We start from the raw sequence: 18319 nt of genomic DNA, 5'->3' as shown, positions 1-18319 counted from the left end.
CATTGAAGGGCAGAGATGCCCTTTATTATTTCTACTTCTCTTCTTAGTATCTTTTTTACCTTCCCTTCATATAACTTTATGGAATATTATGGCTAGATAAATTATTAGATTGGTATAAAAAAGATTTATAGAATCAAGCCATTCCAAAATTTATTTAGTAAAGGTAAAACAAAATGGCTGCTCACGTAATTGATTTTCTAACCCTTGGTAATAACTTTGGTACGCCTGAAATGCGTGCTGTTTGGTCGGAAGAAAATCGCTTACGTCAACAAATTGAAGTTGAAGTCGCACTAGCAAAAGCGGAAGGCGAACTGGGTGTTATTCCTGTAGAAGCGGCAGAGAAAATCGCAAAATCTGTAGATGCTAATGCGCTCGATTTTAATCAACTTGCAGATGAATCTGTCAAGTTAAAGCATACCTTTATGGCAACCATCAATGCGTTGCAACGCCAATCTGGTGAAGCGGGTGAATATATTCATTATGGTGCAACCACCCAAGATATTGTGGATACCGCAACCGCTCTTCAATTAAAACAAGCCTTTGATATTGTGCAACGTGATAGCTGTTTAGTGGCACAAGCCTTAAAACAACTGGCAAAAAAATATCAATATTTACCAATGGTGGGGCGCACGCACGGAATGCAAGCATTACCGACAACTTTTGGTTTTAAACTGGCGGTGTGGCTAGATGAGTTTGTTCGCCATTTACAGCGCTTAAATGAAATTCGTGAACGTGTTTTAGTGGGCAATATTAGCGGCGCAATTTGTACATACGCTTCTTTTGGTGAAAAAGGCCCAGAAGTGGAGGAGCGAGCGTTAACACTACTTGGCTTAAATACACCGAATATTGGCTGGCAAGCAGCACGCGATCGTTTCTCTGAATATGCTTCAGTCGTGGCGTTAATTAGCGGTACTTTAGGTAAAATCGCTAATGAGTTTTACAACTTAATGCGTACCGAAATTAACGAAATCGAAGAGCCGTTTTCAGCAGGAAAAATTGGTTCTTCCACAATGCCACACAAGCGTAATCCTGCGGCACTAGAGGGAATAGCAAGTTTAACCTCACCGATTTTTAAAAGCGTTGCCCTTATTCACGAATCTATGCGTGTAGAGCACGAGCGTGATGCGATGAGCTGGCGTGCAGAATGGATTGCTTTGCCAGAAATGAATATTTATCTCTCTGCGCAATTACAAATTGCCCTTGCGGTTTTGAAGGGAATGAAAGTGAATGCCGCTCAAATGATGAAGAATTTAGAGTTACAAAACGGTTTACTTCTTTCCGAAAAAATTATGTTTGAATTGGGAAAAAAATTAGGAAAACAGACCGCTCATCACCTTGTTTATGAATGTTCAATGCAGGCTTTTGAACAAGAGCAACCATTCAAAAAAGTACTTTTGGAAAATGAAGCGATTAAAGCGGAATTTAGTGAAAAAGAAATTTCTGAGTGGCTCATTTCACAAAATTATTTAGGGAGTGCACCTGAAAAAGTGAATGTCGTTATTCGTTATGCAGAGCAGTCTGGCTTGTTAGAGGAATAATTGCGATATGGAAATTCGAGCACTAGAGAGAGAAAATGCGGAAGTCTACCAAAAGTTACTGCATCAGGCTTATCGCCCCGTTTTAGATTTAGGTATTCATTTTGCCGCTGCAACGGCAGATTTAGCCACGATTTCACAACATTTACGCACAAATTTAGTTTTTGGCGGTTTTATTCAAGGCAAATTAGTTTGCTCGATAAGTTTGCGTTTACCTTGGGGTAATAACCCAGGCCCTTTTGGGGTACCGCATATTGGCTGGCTTGCTACTCATCCTGACTATAAAAAACAGGGCTTAGCCATACAGCTATTAAACTGGGTGGAAAAGCACATTTTATTACAGCAGCTTAAAGTGCCTTTTGTGACTTTAGGTACTGCAGAAAATCATCCTTGGCTTTCTCAGTTTTATTTAAGCCAAGGTTTTGAAGAGGTTGGGCGTGCAGATTTAACTGCAGATCATACAACGATTTATTACCGTAAAATTCTAAACCAAACTTTATTTGAAGATTATCAACAACATCATACCCAAAAAAATTAGGAGATCATTATGTCTTTTAAAACTACCGCAATCACTACTTTAGTTGCAGCCACTTTTATTCTTGCAGGTTGTGATGAAAAGCAAGTAGAAACTGCAAAAGCTGAAGCCACTAATAAAGTACTTAAAGTTGGTTCTACAGGACAAAGTTATCCAAATGGCTTCAAACAAGAAGGGAAATTAGTCGGCTTTGATGTCGAAACAACCGAAGCAATTGCTAAAGAGCTGGGTTATACAGTGGAGTGGACGACGGCAGAATTTTCGGGTCTAATGGGGCAGCTTGATTCAGGTCGTTTAGATACGGTGGCGAATGCCGTGGCAATTACAGATGCGCGCAAAGCAAAATATCACTTTACCCAGCCTTATAGCTACTACGGTAGCCAAATTGTGACCCATAAAGATAATGCAGACATCAATACTTATGAAGATCTTAAAGGCAAAACGATTTCGGGTGTGTTGGGCTCAAACCATTTAAAAAACCTTCAAAAACAATTCCCAAATGACGAAGTCAACGTAAAAACATATGAAACTCGTGATGGCGCAATGTATGACCTTGTTTATCAACGTGTAGATGGCTACGTAAATTCTAAACCTATTTTATTAGCAGAAATTAAACGCGGTAATTTGCCTTTTAAATTAGTGGGCGATCCGCTTGTGATTGAAGAAGTAGGTTTCCCATTTGAGAAAAATGAGAAAGGTGAAAAATTAAGCCAAGAATTTAACCAAGCTATTCAGAAATTAAAAGAAAATGGCACATTAAAATCACTTTCCATTAAATATTATGGCGAAGATATTACTGAACCAAGTAAATAAAATACTCTCCCTTTATTTTTAAAAGGGTGAGTGCAAGCGGTTATTTTAGACGAAATTTTTACAAGGTAAACCTAATGAATTTTGATTTTAGCTATTTTGTTTCTGTGTTTCCAGAGATTGTTACTTATCTACCTACTACACTCTTTATTACAATTATTTCGATTGTTATTGCTATTATTGTTGGTTTATTTATTGCGTTAATTCGAGTGCAAAAAGTGTTGGTTGTAGATAGTTTACTTGCGTTATATATTTCATTATTTCGCGGTATGCCAACGGTAGTGTTACTTTTTATTATTTATTATGGTTTACCTCAATTATTTCCAAGCCTAAAAGGGATTTCAGCGATGGCTGCAGCATTATTATGCTTTAGCCTGAAATATTCTGCTTATCTTGCTGAGATTTTCCGTGCGGGTTTGGAGTCTGTCGATAATGGTCAGCGTGAGGCAGGGATGGCAATGGGTTTATCGCTTACCAATATTTATCGCCATATCGTTCTGCCACAAGCCTTTGTAAATGCTTTGCCAAGCACAGGGAATATGTTTATCTCGCTATTAAAAGATTCATCTGTAGCCTTCTTTGTCGGCGTGCCAGAATTATTGTCGGCAGGTAAATTGATTACGGCAGAATCTTATAAATTCTTTGAAACCTATTTAGCCGTTGGCATTATTTATTGGTTGACAGTAGTGCTTTATTCTTGGGCACAAAAATGGTTAGAAAGCATTCTCTCTTCCCCTTATAAACGTTAAGGAATTAAGATGACTACAATGATTTCAGTTGAAAAACTTACCAAGTCTTTTGGTAAAAATATCGTGTTGGATAATATTGATTTATCTATTCAAGAAGGGGAAGTGGTTGCTATTATTGGTCCATCTGGTTCGGGTAAATCTACGTTATTGCGTTGTTTAAATTTATTAGAAAAACCAGATAATGGCATAATAAAAATTGCAGAAACAGAATTAGATGTAAAACAGCATTCTAAGAAAGAAGAATTAGCTTTGCGCAATCAATCTGCAATGGTTTTCCAAAGTTATAATTTATTTAAAAATAAAACTGCATTGGAAAATATTACGCTTGCACCTTTAGTCAATCAAAAATTAAATAAAGCCGAAGCAACGGATCTTGGTTTAAGTTTATTAAAACAAGTTGGGCTTTCAGAACAAGCCAATCAATATCCCGTTACCCTTTCAGGCGGGCAGCAACAGCGTATTGCGATTGCGCGTGCACTTGCGGTAAAACCAAAAGTATTATTGTTTGATGAGCCAACCTCAGCGCTTGATCCAGAACGCGTGAATGAAGTTTTACAAGTTATTCAGCAGTTGGCAAAACAAAAGATCACAATGGTGATCGTGACCCACGAAATGGATTTTGCGAAACACGTTGCCGATCGGATCATTTTTATGGCAGATGGGCATATTGTTGAGCAAGGGCCGGCAAAACAAGTGATCGATTTTCCACAGCAAGAACAAACCAAACGTTTTGTTCGTCAATTTGCAGATCCAGTCGAGTTTTATATTTAATGAATGCTTTTGATTTTGCCGAGCAGATTTTATCCATCCCGCTGATTACCGACTCTGCGACATTAAAAAAAGCACAGCAAGGCATAATGGATTATTTTGCAGCAAGCCTTCAAGCTCGCAATCACAAAAAATTGCAAGATTTTAAAGCGTGGATAAATCAAGAAGGCGGTAATCCACAAGCTTGGCTTATTGGGCAAAAGCAAAAAGCAACCGCGCGCCAAGCTGCACTATTTAACGGTTTTCAAGCCCATTTATTAGATTATGACGATGTGCATTCTGATGTTCGAGGGCATCCTTCAGCAGTGATTTTAAGTGCATTGTTTGCCTCGCTTTCTTCTGAAAAATCGTCTTTGGTAAATAGCCAGCGTTTTTTGACCGCTTACATTATTGGCGTTGAAGTGATGGCACGTTTAGGAAAAGCGGTAAATCCTGCCCATTACTTAAAAGGCTGGCACAGCACAGCAACCCTTGGCGGAATTGCGGCAACCTGTGCGATATGTTACTTGCATAAAAAGGATTTTTTGGCTCAAGCCATTGCATTAGCTGCTACTCAAGCATCAGGTATGCGAATGGTTTTTGGCTCTCCTATTAAAGCGTTGCACGCAGGAATGGCAGCACAATCTGCGATTCAAGCGGTGGAGTGGATAGAGGCAGGATTATCGCTTGAGCAAAATGCTTTTGATGAAAATATTGGTTTTTTTGCCCTTTTTACAGAGAAACGTTCTCCTCAAGCCTTGCTTGAAAAATGGGGCGAAAATTGGCAAATCGATCAGCTCTGGTTTAAAACTTATCCCTATTGCTCAGCAGCTGCGGGCATTGCGGATGCAGCTTATCAGCTTAGAGAAGAATTGGATGATCCTAATGAGATTAAGCAAATTTTGCTCTTTTTTCACCCAAATGCAGATGCAGCATTGATTTATCGAGCGGTTCAAAAACCAAGTGAAGGGCGTTTTTCTGCGGAATATCTGGTGGCAGCCATTTTGCTCGGTAAAAGGCTAGATTTTCAGCATTTTGAACAAGCAGAATGCGAGCCTGATATTTGCAAGTTGATGACAAAAATCGACCGCTTGTATCAAGCAACGCCCGAGAATAAAAGAGCCGTTACTATTGTGATGCGGTTAAAAAACGGTGCAGTTTTACAAGCGCAATCTGATTACCCTAAAGGCAGCCCAATGAAGCCTTATTCTGGTGAAGAACTCAACCAGAAATTGGCTCAAGCAATAAATAACGAAGCCATCTATCGCGATTTTTCTCAAGCGCTTTCTGCTTTACCAGAAGGCGTCGAAATGAATGCATTTATTCAAACCTACCAATCTATTTTGTGAGAAGCAGTATGGAAAAATTACATCAGTTAATCCGACAATACCAAGAACTAGCCGATTTCTTACGCCAATTTCGTCAAGAACGCCATCGTTTTCCTGAGCTTTCAAATGAGGAGTTTGAAACGACCGCAAAAATTAAAAGTGAGTTAGAAAAACATCACATCACGATTTTAGATTTACCGTTGAAAACAGGGTTAGTTGCCGAAATCAAAGGCGCAAAACCGGGCAAAACGGTGATGTTACGTTCAGACATTGATGCCTTGCCTATTTTGGAAGAATCAGGCGTGCCTTTTAGTTCCGAGCGAGAAGGCGTAATGCACGCTTGCGGTCACGATTTCCATCTTTCAGCAGCATTAGGGGCGGCTATTTTGCTTAAACAGCACGAAAATAAGCTAGAAGGCACCGTTCGAATTCTTTTTCAAGCGGCAGAAGAAACAGGATTGGGTGCACTGAATGTGTTAAAAGCAGGGGCATTAAAAGGTGTTGATGCGATTTTTGGCTTGCATAATGATCCTACCTTACCTGTTGGTACGCTTGGCACAAAGCCGCACGCACTCACTGCGGGTGTGGATCGTTTTGAAGTTCATATTCATGCGAAAGGCGCGCACGCTGCTCGCCCGCAAGATGGAAAAGATCCGATTATTGTATTAGCTCAGGTTATCAGCAGCGTACAAACTATTATTAGCCGTAATGTGGCGACCCACGAAAATGCGGTAGTTTCCATTACCCACGTGCAAAGTGGTAACACTTGGAATGTGATTCCTGATAGTGCTTATTTAGAAGGGACGGTGCGAACCTTTAATACTGAAATTCGCACGCAAATTGAGCAACGTTTCCGCACCCTTTTAGCAGGGATCGCTGCGGCGTTTGAAGTTTCAATTGAACTAGAATGGCACGCAGGCCCACCATCAGTGAATAATGCCGAACAATGGGTTCCGCTCACGCTAGAGGTTGCACAAGCGGTCGGTTTTGAGGCAAAAATTGTCGAAGCTAGCCCAATCGGTGAGGATTTTGCCTTTTATCAACAAGAGGTACCAGGTGTATTTGTGATGGTCGGTTCTGGCGGCCCTTATGCGTTGCATCACCCCCAATTCCGTGTTGACGATGATGTTTTATTTCCAACGGCTTATTATTTGGCGGAATTAGCCATTCAATTTCTGAATCAATTTATGATGAATACCTCCAAAAGCACCGTTGCTCATCACTAAAATATGATCGCCTGTTTTTGCTTCTTGGGCAATCATTTCAACTAACGTATCAATGCTTGCTGACCATTTCGCTGGTTGAGTTAATGCATCAGTGATTTGGCTCACTTTCCAAGGAATGGTATCAGGCTGATAAATAAAGACCGCTTGTGCATCGTGTAGGCTTGGTGCAATGTCATCTTTATGCACACCCATTTTCATTGTGTTTGAACGAGGCTCTAAAACCGCGATAATGCGGGCATCTTTGCCAATCTTGCCACGAAGTGCATCGATTGTGGCTTCAATTGCGGTTGGGTGGTGGGCAAAATCATCATAAACGGTGATGCCATTTACTTCGCCTTTCACTTCCAATCGGCGGTTAGCATTGATGAATGAACCTAATGCTTTGCAAGCCCCTTCAATGCTCACTCCTGCATGCTGTGAAGCGGCAATTGCCATCAATGCATTATGCATATTGTGGCGGCCAATGATATTCCAATGCACTTCGCCTGCTTTCTCACCCAAATGATATACTTCAAATTGTGAACAATCGGCATTCAATGGTTTAGCAAACCACTCTTTGCTTTCACCAATCGTTTGCACTTCACTGTATGTTCCCATTTTTAGTGTATTTTGTACGTTTTGATCGTCGCTTGCTGCCAAAATACGTCCTTCGCTTGGAATGGTACGAATGAGATGATGAAATTGGCGTTGAATCGCATGTAAGTTCTCAAAAATATCGGCGTGATCGAACTCGATGTTATTGATAATCAGGGTTCTTGGCGAATAATGCACGAATTTCGACCGCTTGTCGAAGAAGGCAGAATCGTATTCGTCCGCTTCAATCACGAAGAATTTGCTTGAACCTGCTCGTGCGGAAATGCCGAAATTGCCCGCAACGCCACCAATTAAAAAGCCTGTGTCGATTTGGTTTTGATCTAAGATCCACGCTAACATTCCCGTAGTGGTCGTTTTTCCGTGCGTGCCTGAAACAGCAAGCACCCAGCGATCTTTAAGGAGATGGTCGTGTAGCCATTGCGGACCTGAAGTGTAATTAAGCTGATGATTTAAGACATATTCCACACAAGGGTTACCGCGGCTCATTGCATTACCAATCACGACTAAATCGGGTGCGGGTTGGAGTTGAGCCACATCGTAGTTAGGGATAATTTCAATGCCATGTGTTTCTAAAAAGGTGCTCATTGGCGGGTAAACATTGGTGTCTGAGCCTGTCACTTTGTAGCCTAGCTCGCGTGCGATCATCGCCACACCGCCCATAAAAGTGCCACAAATACCAAGAATATGGATGTGTTTTCGGTTCATTGAAGTCTTCTCTTAATTGTAAAAATAAATCCCCTTCTTTACTAAAAAGGGAGAATTGAATGAAGTATAACAAAAAAGGCTAAATTCCCGAAGAATTTAGCCTTTCTCTATAAAGTTATTTCAATTATTTTACATCGAAATATGCTTGTAACTCGTCGCTACCGCCAATGTGTTTACCACCAATGAATACTTGTGGTACAGATGTGCGACCAGTGATTGCACGTACAGAAGTTGTTGAAGCATCTTTACCTAATACGATTTCTTCGTATGGGAAACCTTTCACTTCTAACAATGCTTTCGCTTTTGCACAGAATGGGCAACCTGGTTTAGTGATGATTGACACAGATGGTTTTGCTTCCCAAGATGGATTTAAGTATTTGATCATTGTGTCTGCATCAGATACTTTGAATGGGTCACCTGGTTCTTGTGGTTCAATGAACATTTTTTCAACTACGCCGTTGTTCACGAACATAGAATAACGCCATGAACGGTCACCGAAGCCTAAGTCATTTTTGCTTACTAACATACCCATACCGCGAGTGAAATCACCGTTACCATCTGGAAGCACAGTCACGTTTTGGCACTCTTGATCCGCTTTCCATGCGTTCATAACGAATGTATCGTTTACTGATAAACAAACGATTTCATCTACACCTAATGCATAAAACTCTTTTGCTAATTCGTTGTAACGTGGTAAATGAGTTGATGAACAAGTTGGGGTAAATGCACCTGGTAATGAGAAAACAACCACTTTTTTGTTGTTGAAAATTTCATCTGTAGTCACATCAACCCATGTGTCGCCTTGACGTGTGTGGAATGTAACAGAAGGCACTTTTTGACCTGTCATATCTTTTAAAGACATATTTTTTCTCCAAAAAATAAATAAGAATTAAAAATCGCACGCATTTTATAGATAAATATGCCATAATTCATCTTATTCTATTGATAGGTAATATTTATAAATAAGTAAGGAAAAGGTTATCATGAACATCAGGGATCTGGAATATTTAATTTCATTAGCAGAATATAAACATTTCCGCCGTGCTGCCGATGCATGCAATGTGAGCCAGCCAACATTAAGCGGTCAAATTCGCAAATTAGAAGACGAATTAGGCACGATTTTACTTGAACGTACCAGCCGCAAAGTGCTTTTCACTCAAGCGGGTTTAGCATTAGTCGATCAAGCCAAATCTGTATTACGTGAAGTGAAGGTGTTAAAAGAGATGGCAAGTAATCAGGGCAAAGAGATGTCGGGGCCACTTCACGTAGGCATTTTACCTACGCTCGGTCCATACTTGTCACCTATCATCGTACCCGCAATGAAAGAGACATTCCCTGAGCTTGATCTTTATTTATACGAATTACAAACATCCCAAATGGTGGATCAGCTCTCTGCAGGTCAGCTTGATTGCGGTATTTTGGCTTTTGTTAAAGAGAGTGAGCCTTTTATCGAAGTACCGCTTTTTAACGAAGAGATTTTGCTTGCGGTATCAGATAAGCACGAATGGGCGAAAGAAAAACAACTGCCGATTTCGGTTTTAAAAGATAAAGAACTACTTTTCTTAGATGATGGGCATTGCCTACGCACGCAAACGCTAGATTACTGCTTATCGGTTGGTGCGAAAGAGAGTGCCCATTTCAAAGCAACCAATTTGGAAACACTCCGCAATATGGTGGCAGCTAATGTGGGCATTTCGCTGATTCCAAAATTTGCCGCGAAAGAAACAAGCGGTGTGAAATACATCTCATTTTGCAATCCAACACCGTTCCGTGCGATTGGCTTAATTTATCGCCCAGGTTCACCACTTCGTACCCGTTATGAACGCCTTGCCAAAGGTATCGAAGAAGTGATGAAAAAACAAGATGTTGAATAATCGATACAGAGATAAAAAATGAGTCATGTAGGTATTCGAGCACAACAAAAAGAGAAAACCCGCCGTGCCCTTGTAGATGCAGCGTTCAACCAATTGAGTGCCGAAAAAAGTTTCAGCAACTTAAGTTTGCGGGAAGTCGCTCGAGAGGCGGGCATTGCTCCAACCTCGTTTTACCGCCACTTCAAAGATATGGACGAATTGGGATTGGCAATGGTAGATGAATCAGGCTTAGTACTCCGTCAGTTAATGCGTCAAGCTCGTAAACGTATTGAGAAAGGCGGCGGCGTGGTTGCCCTTTCGGTTGAAACTTTCTTTGAACTGATTAACGACCGTCCAAACGTTTTCCGCTTATTATTGCGTGAAAGTTCAGGTACATCACAAGCCTTTCGTACCGCAGCTTCGCGTGAAATTCAGCATTTTATTGCAGAACTTACTGACTACATCTTAATGAAAAGCCCTGAATTAGGGCGTGAAATCGCTCATATTCAAGCAGAAGGTTTGGTCACTCTTGTTTTTACTGCAGGCTCACACGCTTTAGATATGAACAACCAACAACGTGACGAACTCAAGAAACGGGTGATGACCCAACTTAGAATGCTGATGCACGGTGCATCCGCTTATGTCAGAAAATAGGGTGTTATTTATACACCCTGTCTGGCTTAATTTCGTGCCGAATACACTTTAAACTTAGTCGATTTCGCCACCACTTCGTGCTTGCCGAATGCACTGTCTAGCAAGTTTGGATAAGGCAAAAAGGCATTCGCTACGATGCGTAATTCTCCACCTTTGGTTAAATGGTTTTTCGCTTGTAAGATCAAATTTTCGACCGCTTGATAAGCTGTATCCACGCCATCGTGGAACGGTGGGTTGGAAACAATCAGGTCAAATCGCCCTTCAATATGCGAAAATACATCGCTTGCCAACACTTCACCTTCTAATGTATTTTTTGCCAAAGTACGTTGGCTAGAAGCAATCGCCATGGCGTGAATATCACTCATCGTCAGTTTAATTTTCGGGAATTGTTTCTTTAAGCTCGCCCCAATCACACCTGCACCACATCCTAAATCCAACACTTTGCCTTTTAATCCATCAGCTTTATGGAAGGTGGAAAGTAACAGCTTTGTGCCGCCATCCAATTCTGCCGAGCTAAACACCGCTGGCAAAGCAGAAATCGTTAAATCGTTGAGTACGTAGCTTTTCCAGAATTTTTCTGCATTGAAAGTCGGCACGTTTTGTAGCTCAAAATGGTACAAACCACAGCGACGAGCCGAATCAATTTTGGCAATATTGCCAAACGGTTCGAGCATTTTTTCCACCGAGCGCACTCCGGCACGATTTTCTCCAATAATCAACAGTTCTTGCCCAACTTGTGCTTGAGCCAGCCATTCTAACAATTGATATTGGCATTCCTGCTTGTTCTTTGCCCAATAATACACAGCTAAATCAGCTTTTTTGCTGTTTTCTACACCAAATTCGACAGCTTGGCGTGAGTGAGCGTAGTCAAAATAGCTGCTAAACACAGCAATATTTTTGGTATCTTTTAAACTTTGGGCAAAATCGTCACGTACATAACCGAAAAATAGTACCGATTTTTCAGCAAACAGAGGCAAATGGCGAGCTAATACCTCGCTTTCAAGAGAGAACATAATTTCCTTTCCTTTAAAAATAATTTCCGCATTTTACCCAGTTTTGCTACTATTCCCTATCAATTTTTTGCGAGAACAAGATGAATAGACGAGATTTATTATTGCAAGCAATGGGCGTGACACAATGGCAGTTGGTTAAGCCACAAGTGCTGAAAGGCGATGCTCAAATTCGGTTAGATCAAGCGGTCAAATTAGTGGTGATTTGTGAAGAAGAACAACAAAAAAGCAGTCTTTTTCAAGACTTGCTTTTTGCACTTTCATTGCAATCGAATGAATTTTACTGGGTAAATTACGAGCAATTTCATCGAATCCGTTTCGAACATAAGCCATTTTTCTTGGTGGTAGAAGCCGAAGAGCAAGCGGTCAGAATTCAGGAAAAATATGCAAATCAGCCGCAGTTACATGTCGAAAATTGGGCAGAATTGTTGAAGCCAGAGAGCAAAAGGAAGCTGTGGAAAGGACTTGATATGGCGTTTAAATACCAATAACTTTTGACTTGCTCAAGAGTCCGTTGTATGAACTCTCCTTTATTTTACCATTGAATCTTAATTCACATTGATTTTATGAAATTTGCTCAGTTAAGAGCTGCCAGCCTTGTTGACGATATTGTTTGTAACGCTCACGGGCTTGAGCTTTTTCGGTTTCGTTCACAGGTACAAATTCAATCACTTTATTAAAACTTGTCACAAATTCAGGAATTTGTGTTTGTAAGCTAATCAACAAATCTCGGCGTTGAGCGTTTCGTTTACCTTTCCAGCTAATTTCAATAGGCGTTGGATATTGTGTCGCTTCGCCCGAAAGATTGTGCGGTACAAAAGAGTCAGGCTCCCTTGCCCACAGTAGTTCATCAATTTCAAAGGCTTGTTGCTCAGTTTCACATGTAATCAATACACGCTTGCCAAGTCTCCATGCTTTTGCTGCTAAATCACACGCTTGTTCGTGAATATTATCTTTGTTTAAAACGTAAAATTGAGCCTGTTTCACTACTATTTCCTACTTAAAAATCCCCTAACCCACCCTTCCAATTCAATCAATACGTGGTAGTACAAAGTACGCAATCACAATAAAAAGTCACTTGTACGGGGCTACACGGTATGAAGTGAAACTGCCCGCGGTTTCTGCTTTTATTAATTGCTATGCCTTAAGCGAGGTTGTATTCGCTTTGAATTGGAATGCCTGATTTTATCTAAATCTCACTCAACCAATTCGCCTGTTGAATTTGAGTATCTAACTGGCGGTGTTGTTTCGCGATTTCATCAATTTGCTTGCGGATATTTTTCACGTCAATTGCCGCAAGGGTTTTGATTTCGCTACGACTGTAGCGGTCAAAGGTTTGAGTAGCAGCATCCGCAAGATTAATTAGCGTGTTATGTTCGGCTTTCAAACGATCACGTTTTGCCAATGCTTCAACCATCAATTGTCCGCTTTCAAGTTGAATACGGTTGTTGGCTAAATTGATTTTAACGATAAGCTGCTCAAGTTTTGTTGCCACTTGGCGATATTCTGCTAACAATGCTTCTGGTGATTCTGCAGGTTCTTCGCCCTCTTGATATTGGGCATTTTGGTTTAAGCGTTGTTTTAGTTGCTCTACACGGCGTTGTGAATCGGCACGTTCAATTAAGGCTTCTGCTAATTTCATAGTGTGTCCTTGAACTAAATAAATTTACAATACTCTAACACAACACTTACACTATTTCGATAAAAATAGTGGTAAGATCGCATCACTTTTATTTATTTTAAGGAGTTATTATGGGGTTATTTGATTTTGTTGGCGACATTGGTCGTAAATTATTTAATAAAGAAGAAGACGCATCAAAAGCAGTTACTGAACATTTAGCAGAAGACAATCCTGGTATTGAAAACGTGCAAGTGACAGTTGAAAATGGTGTGGCAACTGTATCTGGTGCAGCAACGACAGCCGCAGCGATTGAGAAAGCGGTGTTAATGGCGGGTAATGTAGCAGGGATTATTTCTGTCAATATTGATAATGTTCAGCTTGCAAGCGGTGAAAAAATTGGTATGGATGACGAATTTTATGTGATCCAAAAAGGCGATAGCTTATGGAAAATTGCAGAAAAAGCTTATGGCAACGGAGCAAAATATACGGCTATTTTTGAAGCAAACCGTGAAGTGATTAAAGATGCAGATAAGATCTTCCCAGGTCAAAAAATCCGTATTCCAAAAGGTTTATAATTTCATTTAATATAGAAAAACGGAGAAAATTTTATTCCTCTCCGTTTTTTTATTTTATGTATTAAATCCCCTTGCATTGTTAGTGCTTGCAAGATATGGCTTTGAACGTTACAATACCTGTCTATTTATCTATCTTTTATATACTCACCATTGAGGTTTAAGAATGTCAATTTCTATCGAAACTTTAGAAGGCTTACAACGCCGTGTAACAATTACCGTAGCTGCAGATAAAATCGAAGCAGCTTACAAAGAACAGTTAAAAGGCTATGCGAAAAACGCTCGTGTAGATGGTTTCCGTAAAGGTAAAGTTCCTCACTCAATCATTGAACAACGTTTTGGTGTGGCAGCTCGTCAAGATGTGTTATCTGATGAAATGCAACGTGCATTCTTTGATGCCGTTATCGCAGAAAAAATCAACCTTGCAGGTCGTCCAACTTTCACACCAAACAACTACCAACCAGGTCAAGAGTTCTCTTTCTCTGTTACTTTTGAAGTGTTCCCAGAAGTAGAATTAAAAGGTTTAGAAAACATCGAAGTTGAAAAACCAGTGGTTGAAATCTCAGAAGCAGATTTAGACAAAATGGTTGATGTTTTACGCAAACAACAAGCAACTTGGGCAGAAAGCCAAGAAGCTGCGAAAGCAGAAGATCGCGTAACAATCGATTTCGTAGGCTCTGTAGATGGCGAAGAATTCGAAGGTGGTAAAGCAACTGACTTCGTACTTGCAATGAGCCAAGGTCGTATGATTCCTGGTTTTGAAGAAGGTATCGTAGGTCACAAAGCGGGCGAGCAATTCGATATTGATGTGACTTTCCCGGCAGAATACCATGCTGAAAACTTAAAAGGTAAAGCAGCGAAATTTGCGATTACCTTGAAAAAAGTAGAAAACATCGTATTACCTGAATTAACTGAAGAGTTCGTGAAAAAATTCGGTAACGCAAAATCAGTAGACGATTTACGTGCAGAAATCAAGAAAAATATGCAACGTGAATTAAACAACGCAGTCACTGCACGTGTGAAAAACCAAGTAATCAACGGCTTAATTGCTCAAAACGATATCGAAGTGCCAGCGGCTGCAGTAGCGGAAGAAGTGGATGTATTACGTCAACAAGCGGTTCAACGTTTTGGTGGTAAACCAGAAATGGCAGCACAATTACCAGCTGAATTATTTGAAACAGAAGCAAAACGCCGTGTTCAAGTAGGTTTATTGCTTTCAACGGTAATTGGTGCTAACGAATTAAAAGTGGATGAAGCACGCGTTGAAGCGATGATCGCAGATATCGCATCAGCTTACGAGCAACCAGCTGAAGTAGTAGAATACTATGCTAAAAACCGTCAATTAACTGAAAATATCCGTAACGTAGTATTAGAAGAACAAGCGGTTGATACAGTATTAGCGAAAGCGAAAGTGACTGAAAAAGTGATGTCATTTGACGAGTTAATGCAATCACAAGTTCAAGCCTAATCTTTAAAGCCGCTCAGTTGTGAGCGGTTTTCATGTACAAGCGGTTTGTTTTCGCAAAACTTTTGCAAAATCTGATCGCTTGATTTGCATTATTTGCAACCAAAGAGAGGATTTATGGACTTAACGTTTACTCAACAACTTCAACAATTTATCGGAAATCATCCTTTGCTGATTGCAGCGTGGGTGGCAGTATTTGTGATTACCCTTTATACCTTATTTAAAGGGGCAACCAGCAAATTCAAAGTGATTGAAAATGCTCAAGCAGTGCAGCTAGTGAATAACGAAGAAGGCGTATTCTTAGATGTGCGTACTGACGATGAATTCCGTAAAGGGCACATTGTAGAAAGCCACTTAATTCACCCAAGCGACATCAAAGAGGGAAAAACCACTGCAATCGATAAATTTAAAGTTCGTCCAGTAATCGTGATAGATGGTAACGGTTTTGGTGCAACTAAAATCGCAGAACAGCTTGTTAAGCACGGTTTCGAGAAAGTTTATGCACTGAAAGAAGGTATGATGGGCTGGAAAGCAGCAAATCTGCCAACAGTAAAAAAATAAGGAAATATTATGGCTGAAGAAAACAAAGTTGCTGAAGCAACAGAACAAGAAGCACAACAGTTTGAATTCCAAATTCAACGTATCTATGTAAAAGATGTTTCTTTTGAAGCACCTAACCTACCAAATATCTTTAACCAAGAGTGGGCACCAAAATTAGGTTTTGAACTGGATACTGAAACGCGTGAATTAGGCGAAAATCTTTACGAGGTAGTATTACATATTAATGTTTCAACTACATTAGAAGGCAGTGGCGACACCGCATTCATTTGTGAAGTAAAACAAGCGGGTGTATTTACCATCAAAGGCTTAGAAGGATTACAATTAGCACATTGCTTATCTGCACAATGCCCAGAAATCCTCTACCCTTACGCTCGTGAATTAATCGCAAGCCTAGTAAACCGAGGTACATTCCCAGCATTAAATCTTTCTCCAGTAAACTTTAATGCATTGTTTGCGGACTACCTTGAACGTTTAGAAGCTGAGTCTGAAGAAACTACTACAAATTAGTATTGTAAAAGCCATTTAACTTTCATGTTAAATGGCTTTGATTTATTGGAAAGGCTAAGCAACAGCAGCTGTTACCACAATCTCTACTTTCCAATTTGGATCGGCAAGTCTTGCTTCAATTGCTGCACGAGGTGGGGCATTATTCTCAGCAACCCATTCATCCCACGCACGATTCATTTCCGCATAATCGCCCATATTTGCCAGATAAACGGTTGCCATTAAAATTTGGCTTTTATCTGTACCCGCTTTCGCAAGAAATTTATCAATCTCGCCCAATACTTGTTTAGTTTGCTCGTAGGCATTTTTGCTTGCGTCGGTTGGCACTTGCCCTGCTAAATATGCGACACCATTGTAAATCGCCACTTCTGAAAAACGATGGCTAACATCAATTCGTTTAATCATATTTTTCCTATTTTGCTTTTAACAACTCAATAATCTCTTTTAATGCCACAATTTCCGCATCTTTTTGAGCTAATAACGTATCTTTCATTGCCAGTAAACTATTTAATTTTTCATTTTCCACTGTTAAGGCTTCATTTGTGCCAAAATGCCCATTTGTCACGTTATTTGAATTATCACCACCTAGAGAAAAGAATATTGTTCTATCCTTACAAGTAATCAATTCGCCCATATCAATATTAAACACATTCGCAATTTGCTGTAATTTATCTAAATTAATACTACTTTGTCCACGCTCAATTTTGGCATATCCATTCGGCGACATCGAAAGTTTTTCCGCCATTTCTTCTTGCGACCATTGATTGATTTCTCTCATTACGCGAATTTTATCATGGACTTCCATTTTATTTCCTTAAAGTGCGGTTTTAGGTAGTGACAGATAAGTTTTTGACACTGTTCGTTTGTGGTGAAAAATTGGGGTTGAGTATAACATTTACGCGAAATTTATCCAATCTTGAGGACGTTTTTATGACAATGACATTTACTAGATCATTATTAGCAACAGCCGTAATGGTGGGATTAACTGCTTGTGGTTCAGGTGGTGGTAATAGCGGTAATAATGGAGCCACTAATTCATCAACGAATACATCAAATGGTGTATTTAATGGCGAAAAAGTTTCTGAAGTTCAAAGAGAACAACCAACAACCCCAAAAGTTGAACCTGCTAAACCTACGGAAACAGCAACGACTCCAAACGTTGAACCCGCTAAACCAGTGGAAACAGCAACGACTCCAAACGTTGAACCCGCTAAACCTTCGGAAACAGCAACAACACCTACAGTTGAACCTGCTAAACCTTCAGAAACAATTACAGTTCCTGTTGTAACTCCTACAACTGAAAATACGCCAAAAGAAGTGGTTTGGGATAAATTGCCTGCAGTACCAAAATTTGAAGAGTCTTCAATATCTGGTTATGGCTCTAATTTAAAAGGCAAAGCAACCTATCTTTCTCAGAATATAGATGCTAGTGCAAAAATTAATGGTAACAATATTTCTTCAAAAGTCGATGGAAAAAGTTATGTTATCTTAAATGCTGATTTTGATAATAAAAAAATCAACGGTTCTGCAGTCTTTAATTTTTATTCATCAGATGATGTGAAAAAAGCTCAAGCTGAACTTGAATTTAAAGAGGCTGCTCTCTATAAAAATGATAATCGCGTAGCATTTAATAGTGAGGCAACGGGTAAAATCCTGACAGAAACGTTAAAAACAGAAAACTTATCAGGTTCATATGGAGGTGAAACTAATCGATATGATGGAGATGATATATACTTCAAATATGATGTATCTTCATCTGATAAAAATATAGAAATAATCGGCTCTCAAACTTTATATAAACAATAATTTATTTAAAAGGCTCTAGCAATAGAGCCTTATTTCTTTAATAT

Annotated in this window: 22 protein-coding genes; 15 read left to right on the top strand and 7 right to left on the bottom strand. The window is 39.9% G+C overall.

The features are described from left to right. The first annotated feature begins 173 nt into the window (after nt 1-173). The 7 genes from purB (at nt 174) to B0185_RS09355 (ending at nt 6930) form a co-directional block, all read left to right on the top strand. Nucleotides 174-1538 (top strand): adenylosuccinate lyase, encoded by a 1365-nt coding sequence (gene purB, locus B0185_RS09385; RefSeq protein ID WP_005707060.1) that lies wholly within the window; start codon nt 174-176, stop codon nt 1536-1538. Nucleotides 1539-1545: 7 nt separating this feature from the next. Further along, nucleotides 1546-2073 carry a GNAT family N-acetyltransferase gene (locus B0185_RS09380; RefSeq protein ID WP_005707007.1) on the top strand — a complete coding sequence of 176 codons (528 nt, stop codon included), beginning with the start codon at nt 1546-1548 and terminating at the stop codon, nt 2071-2073. A gap of 9 nt (nt 2074-2082) precedes the next feature. Next, nucleotides 2083-2883, top strand: a complete 801-nt coding sequence (locus B0185_RS09375; RefSeq protein ID WP_005707008.1) for an amino acid ABC transporter substrate-binding protein — start codon at nt 2083-2085, stop codon at nt 2881-2883. Between the two features lie 74 nt (nt 2884-2957). Further along, on the top strand, nt 2958-3629 hold the full coding sequence (locus B0185_RS09370; RefSeq protein ID WP_005707017.1) for an amino acid ABC transporter permease: 672 nt from the start codon (nt 2958-2960) through the stop codon (nt 3627-3629). Between the two features lie 18 nt (nt 3630-3647). Further along, nucleotides 3648-4400 (top strand): amino acid ABC transporter ATP-binding protein, encoded by a 753-nt coding sequence (locus tag B0185_RS09365; protein WP_039863360.1) that lies wholly within the window; start codon nt 3648-3650, stop codon nt 4398-4400. Next, complete coding sequence (locus B0185_RS09360; RefSeq protein ID WP_005707022.1) at nt 4400-5725, top strand: MmgE/PrpD family protein; 1326 nt, start codon at nt 4400-4402, stop codon at nt 5723-5725. The genes B0185_RS09365 and B0185_RS09360 overlap by 1 nt, the downstream gene beginning before the upstream one ends. Nucleotides 5726-5733: 8 nt before the next feature. Continuing rightward, a complete protein-coding gene (locus B0185_RS09355; RefSeq protein WP_050855332.1) occupies nt 5734-6930 on the top strand; it encodes an amidohydrolase in 1197 nt (398 codons plus the stop codon). On the opposite strand, the gene mpl is transcribed toward B0185_RS09355, so the two are convergent. Next, nucleotides 6865-8229: a UDP-N-acetylmuramate:L-alanyl-gamma-D-glutamyl-meso-diaminopimelate ligase gene (mpl, locus tag B0185_RS09350; protein ID WP_005707023.1), complete on the bottom strand. Its 1365-nt coding sequence runs from the start codon at nt 8227-8229 to the stop codon at nt 6865-6867. The genes B0185_RS09355 and mpl overlap by 66 nt on opposite strands. Nucleotides 8230-8353: 124 nt before the next feature. Next, nucleotides 8354-9091, bottom strand: coding sequence for a glutathione peroxidase (locus B0185_RS09345; protein ID WP_005707035.1), 738 nt, complete (start codon nt 9089-9091; stop codon nt 8354-8356). A 121-nt stretch (nt 9092-9212) separates the two neighbouring features. On the opposite strand from B0185_RS09345, the gene oxyR reads away from it, so the two are divergent. Together oxyR and fabR are read left to right on the top strand one after the other, a co-directional pair. Next, nucleotides 9213-10103 carry a DNA-binding transcriptional regulator OxyR gene (gene oxyR, locus B0185_RS09340; RefSeq protein WP_005707038.1) on the top strand — a complete coding sequence of 297 codons (891 nt, stop codon included), beginning with the start codon at nt 9213-9215 and terminating at the stop codon, nt 10101-10103. A gap of 18 nt (nt 10104-10121) precedes the next feature. Further along, nucleotides 10122-10736, top strand: a complete 615-nt coding sequence (gene fabR / locus B0185_RS09335; protein WP_005707046.1) for an HTH-type transcriptional repressor FabR — start codon at nt 10122-10124, stop codon at nt 10734-10736. Between the two features lie 26 nt (nt 10737-10762). On the opposite strand, the gene rsmC is transcribed toward fabR, so the two are convergent. Next, nucleotides 10763-11749 (bottom strand): 16S rRNA (guanine(1207)-N(2))-methyltransferase RsmC, encoded by a 987-nt coding sequence (gene rsmC / locus B0185_RS09330; protein ID WP_005707076.1) that lies wholly within the window; start codon nt 11747-11749, stop codon nt 10763-10765. Nucleotides 11750-11829: 80 nt separating this feature from the next. Between rsmC and B0185_RS09325 the strand changes: the two genes are divergently transcribed. Then, nucleotides 11830-12237: a DNA polymerase III subunit psi gene (locus B0185_RS09325; RefSeq protein ID WP_005707062.1), complete on the top strand. Its 408-nt coding sequence runs from the start codon at nt 11830-11832 to the stop codon at nt 12235-12237. Nucleotides 12238-12310: 73 nt separating this feature from the next. Here B0185_RS09325 and B0185_RS09320 read toward each other — a convergent pair whose 3' ends face one another. Further along, entirely contained in the window at nt 12311-12733 is a 423-nt protein-coding gene (locus B0185_RS09320; protein ID WP_005707077.1) for a DNA polymerase III subunit chi, read from the bottom strand. Between the two features lie 202 nt (nt 12734-12935). Then, the gene (locus B0185_RS09315; protein WP_005707047.1) at nt 12936-13388 is read right to left on the bottom strand and encodes a DIP1984 family protein; all 453 of its coding nucleotides are present in this window, start codon (nt 13386-13388) and stop codon (nt 12936-12938) included. Between the two features lie 110 nt (nt 13389-13498). On the opposite strand from B0185_RS09315, the gene lysM reads away from it, so the two are divergent. The 4 genes from lysM (at nt 13499) to secB (ending at nt 16472) form a co-directional block, all read left to right on the top strand. Further along, a complete protein-coding gene (gene lysM / locus B0185_RS09310) occupies nt 13499-13942 on the top strand; it encodes a peptidoglycan-binding protein LysM (RefSeq protein ID WP_005707051.1) in 444 nt (147 codons plus the stop codon). Between the two features lie 163 nt (nt 13943-14105). Beyond that, nucleotides 14106-15407, top strand: a complete 1302-nt coding sequence (gene tig / locus B0185_RS09305; RefSeq protein WP_005707021.1) for a trigger factor — start codon at nt 14106-14108, stop codon at nt 15405-15407. A 114-nt stretch (nt 15408-15521) separates the two neighbouring features. After that, nucleotides 15522-15965 carry a rhodanese-like domain-containing protein gene (locus B0185_RS09300; protein ID WP_005707049.1) on the top strand — a complete coding sequence of 148 codons (444 nt, stop codon included), beginning with the start codon at nt 15522-15524 and terminating at the stop codon, nt 15963-15965. 9 nt (nt 15966-15974) lie between these two features. Continuing rightward, nucleotides 15975-16472, top strand: a complete 498-nt coding sequence (gene secB / locus B0185_RS09295; RefSeq protein WP_005707005.1) for a protein-export chaperone SecB — start codon at nt 15975-15977, stop codon at nt 16470-16472. 54 nt (nt 16473-16526) lie between these two features. Here the strand turns inward: secB and B0185_RS09290 are convergent, their stop codons facing one another. Both B0185_RS09290 and B0185_RS09285 read right to left on the bottom strand, forming a co-directional pair. Next, nucleotides 16527-16874, bottom strand: a complete 348-nt coding sequence (locus tag B0185_RS09290; protein ID WP_005707078.1) for a RidA family protein — start codon at nt 16872-16874, stop codon at nt 16527-16529. Nucleotides 16875-16881: 7 nt separating this feature from the next. Further along, complete coding sequence (locus tag B0185_RS09285) at nt 16882-17274, bottom strand: helix-turn-helix domain-containing protein (RefSeq protein ID WP_005707033.1); 393 nt, start codon at nt 17272-17274, stop codon at nt 16882-16884. Nucleotides 17275-17399: 125 nt separating this feature from the next. On the opposite strand from B0185_RS09285, the gene B0185_RS09280 reads away from it, so the two are divergent. Beyond that, the gene (locus tag B0185_RS09280; RefSeq protein ID WP_005707037.1) at nt 17400-18275 is read left to right on the top strand and encodes a hypothetical protein; all 876 of its coding nucleotides are present in this window, start codon (nt 17400-17402) and stop codon (nt 18273-18275) included. Nucleotides 18276-18319 lie beyond the last annotated feature (44 nt).

It is taken from the genome of Haemophilus parahaemolyticus (assembly GCF_002015035.1).
Lineage (GTDB): Bacteria > Pseudomonadota > Gammaproteobacteria > Enterobacterales > Pasteurellaceae > Haemophilus_A > Haemophilus_A parahaemolyticus.
This window is presented reverse-complemented; position numbering and strand designations above follow the sequence as displayed.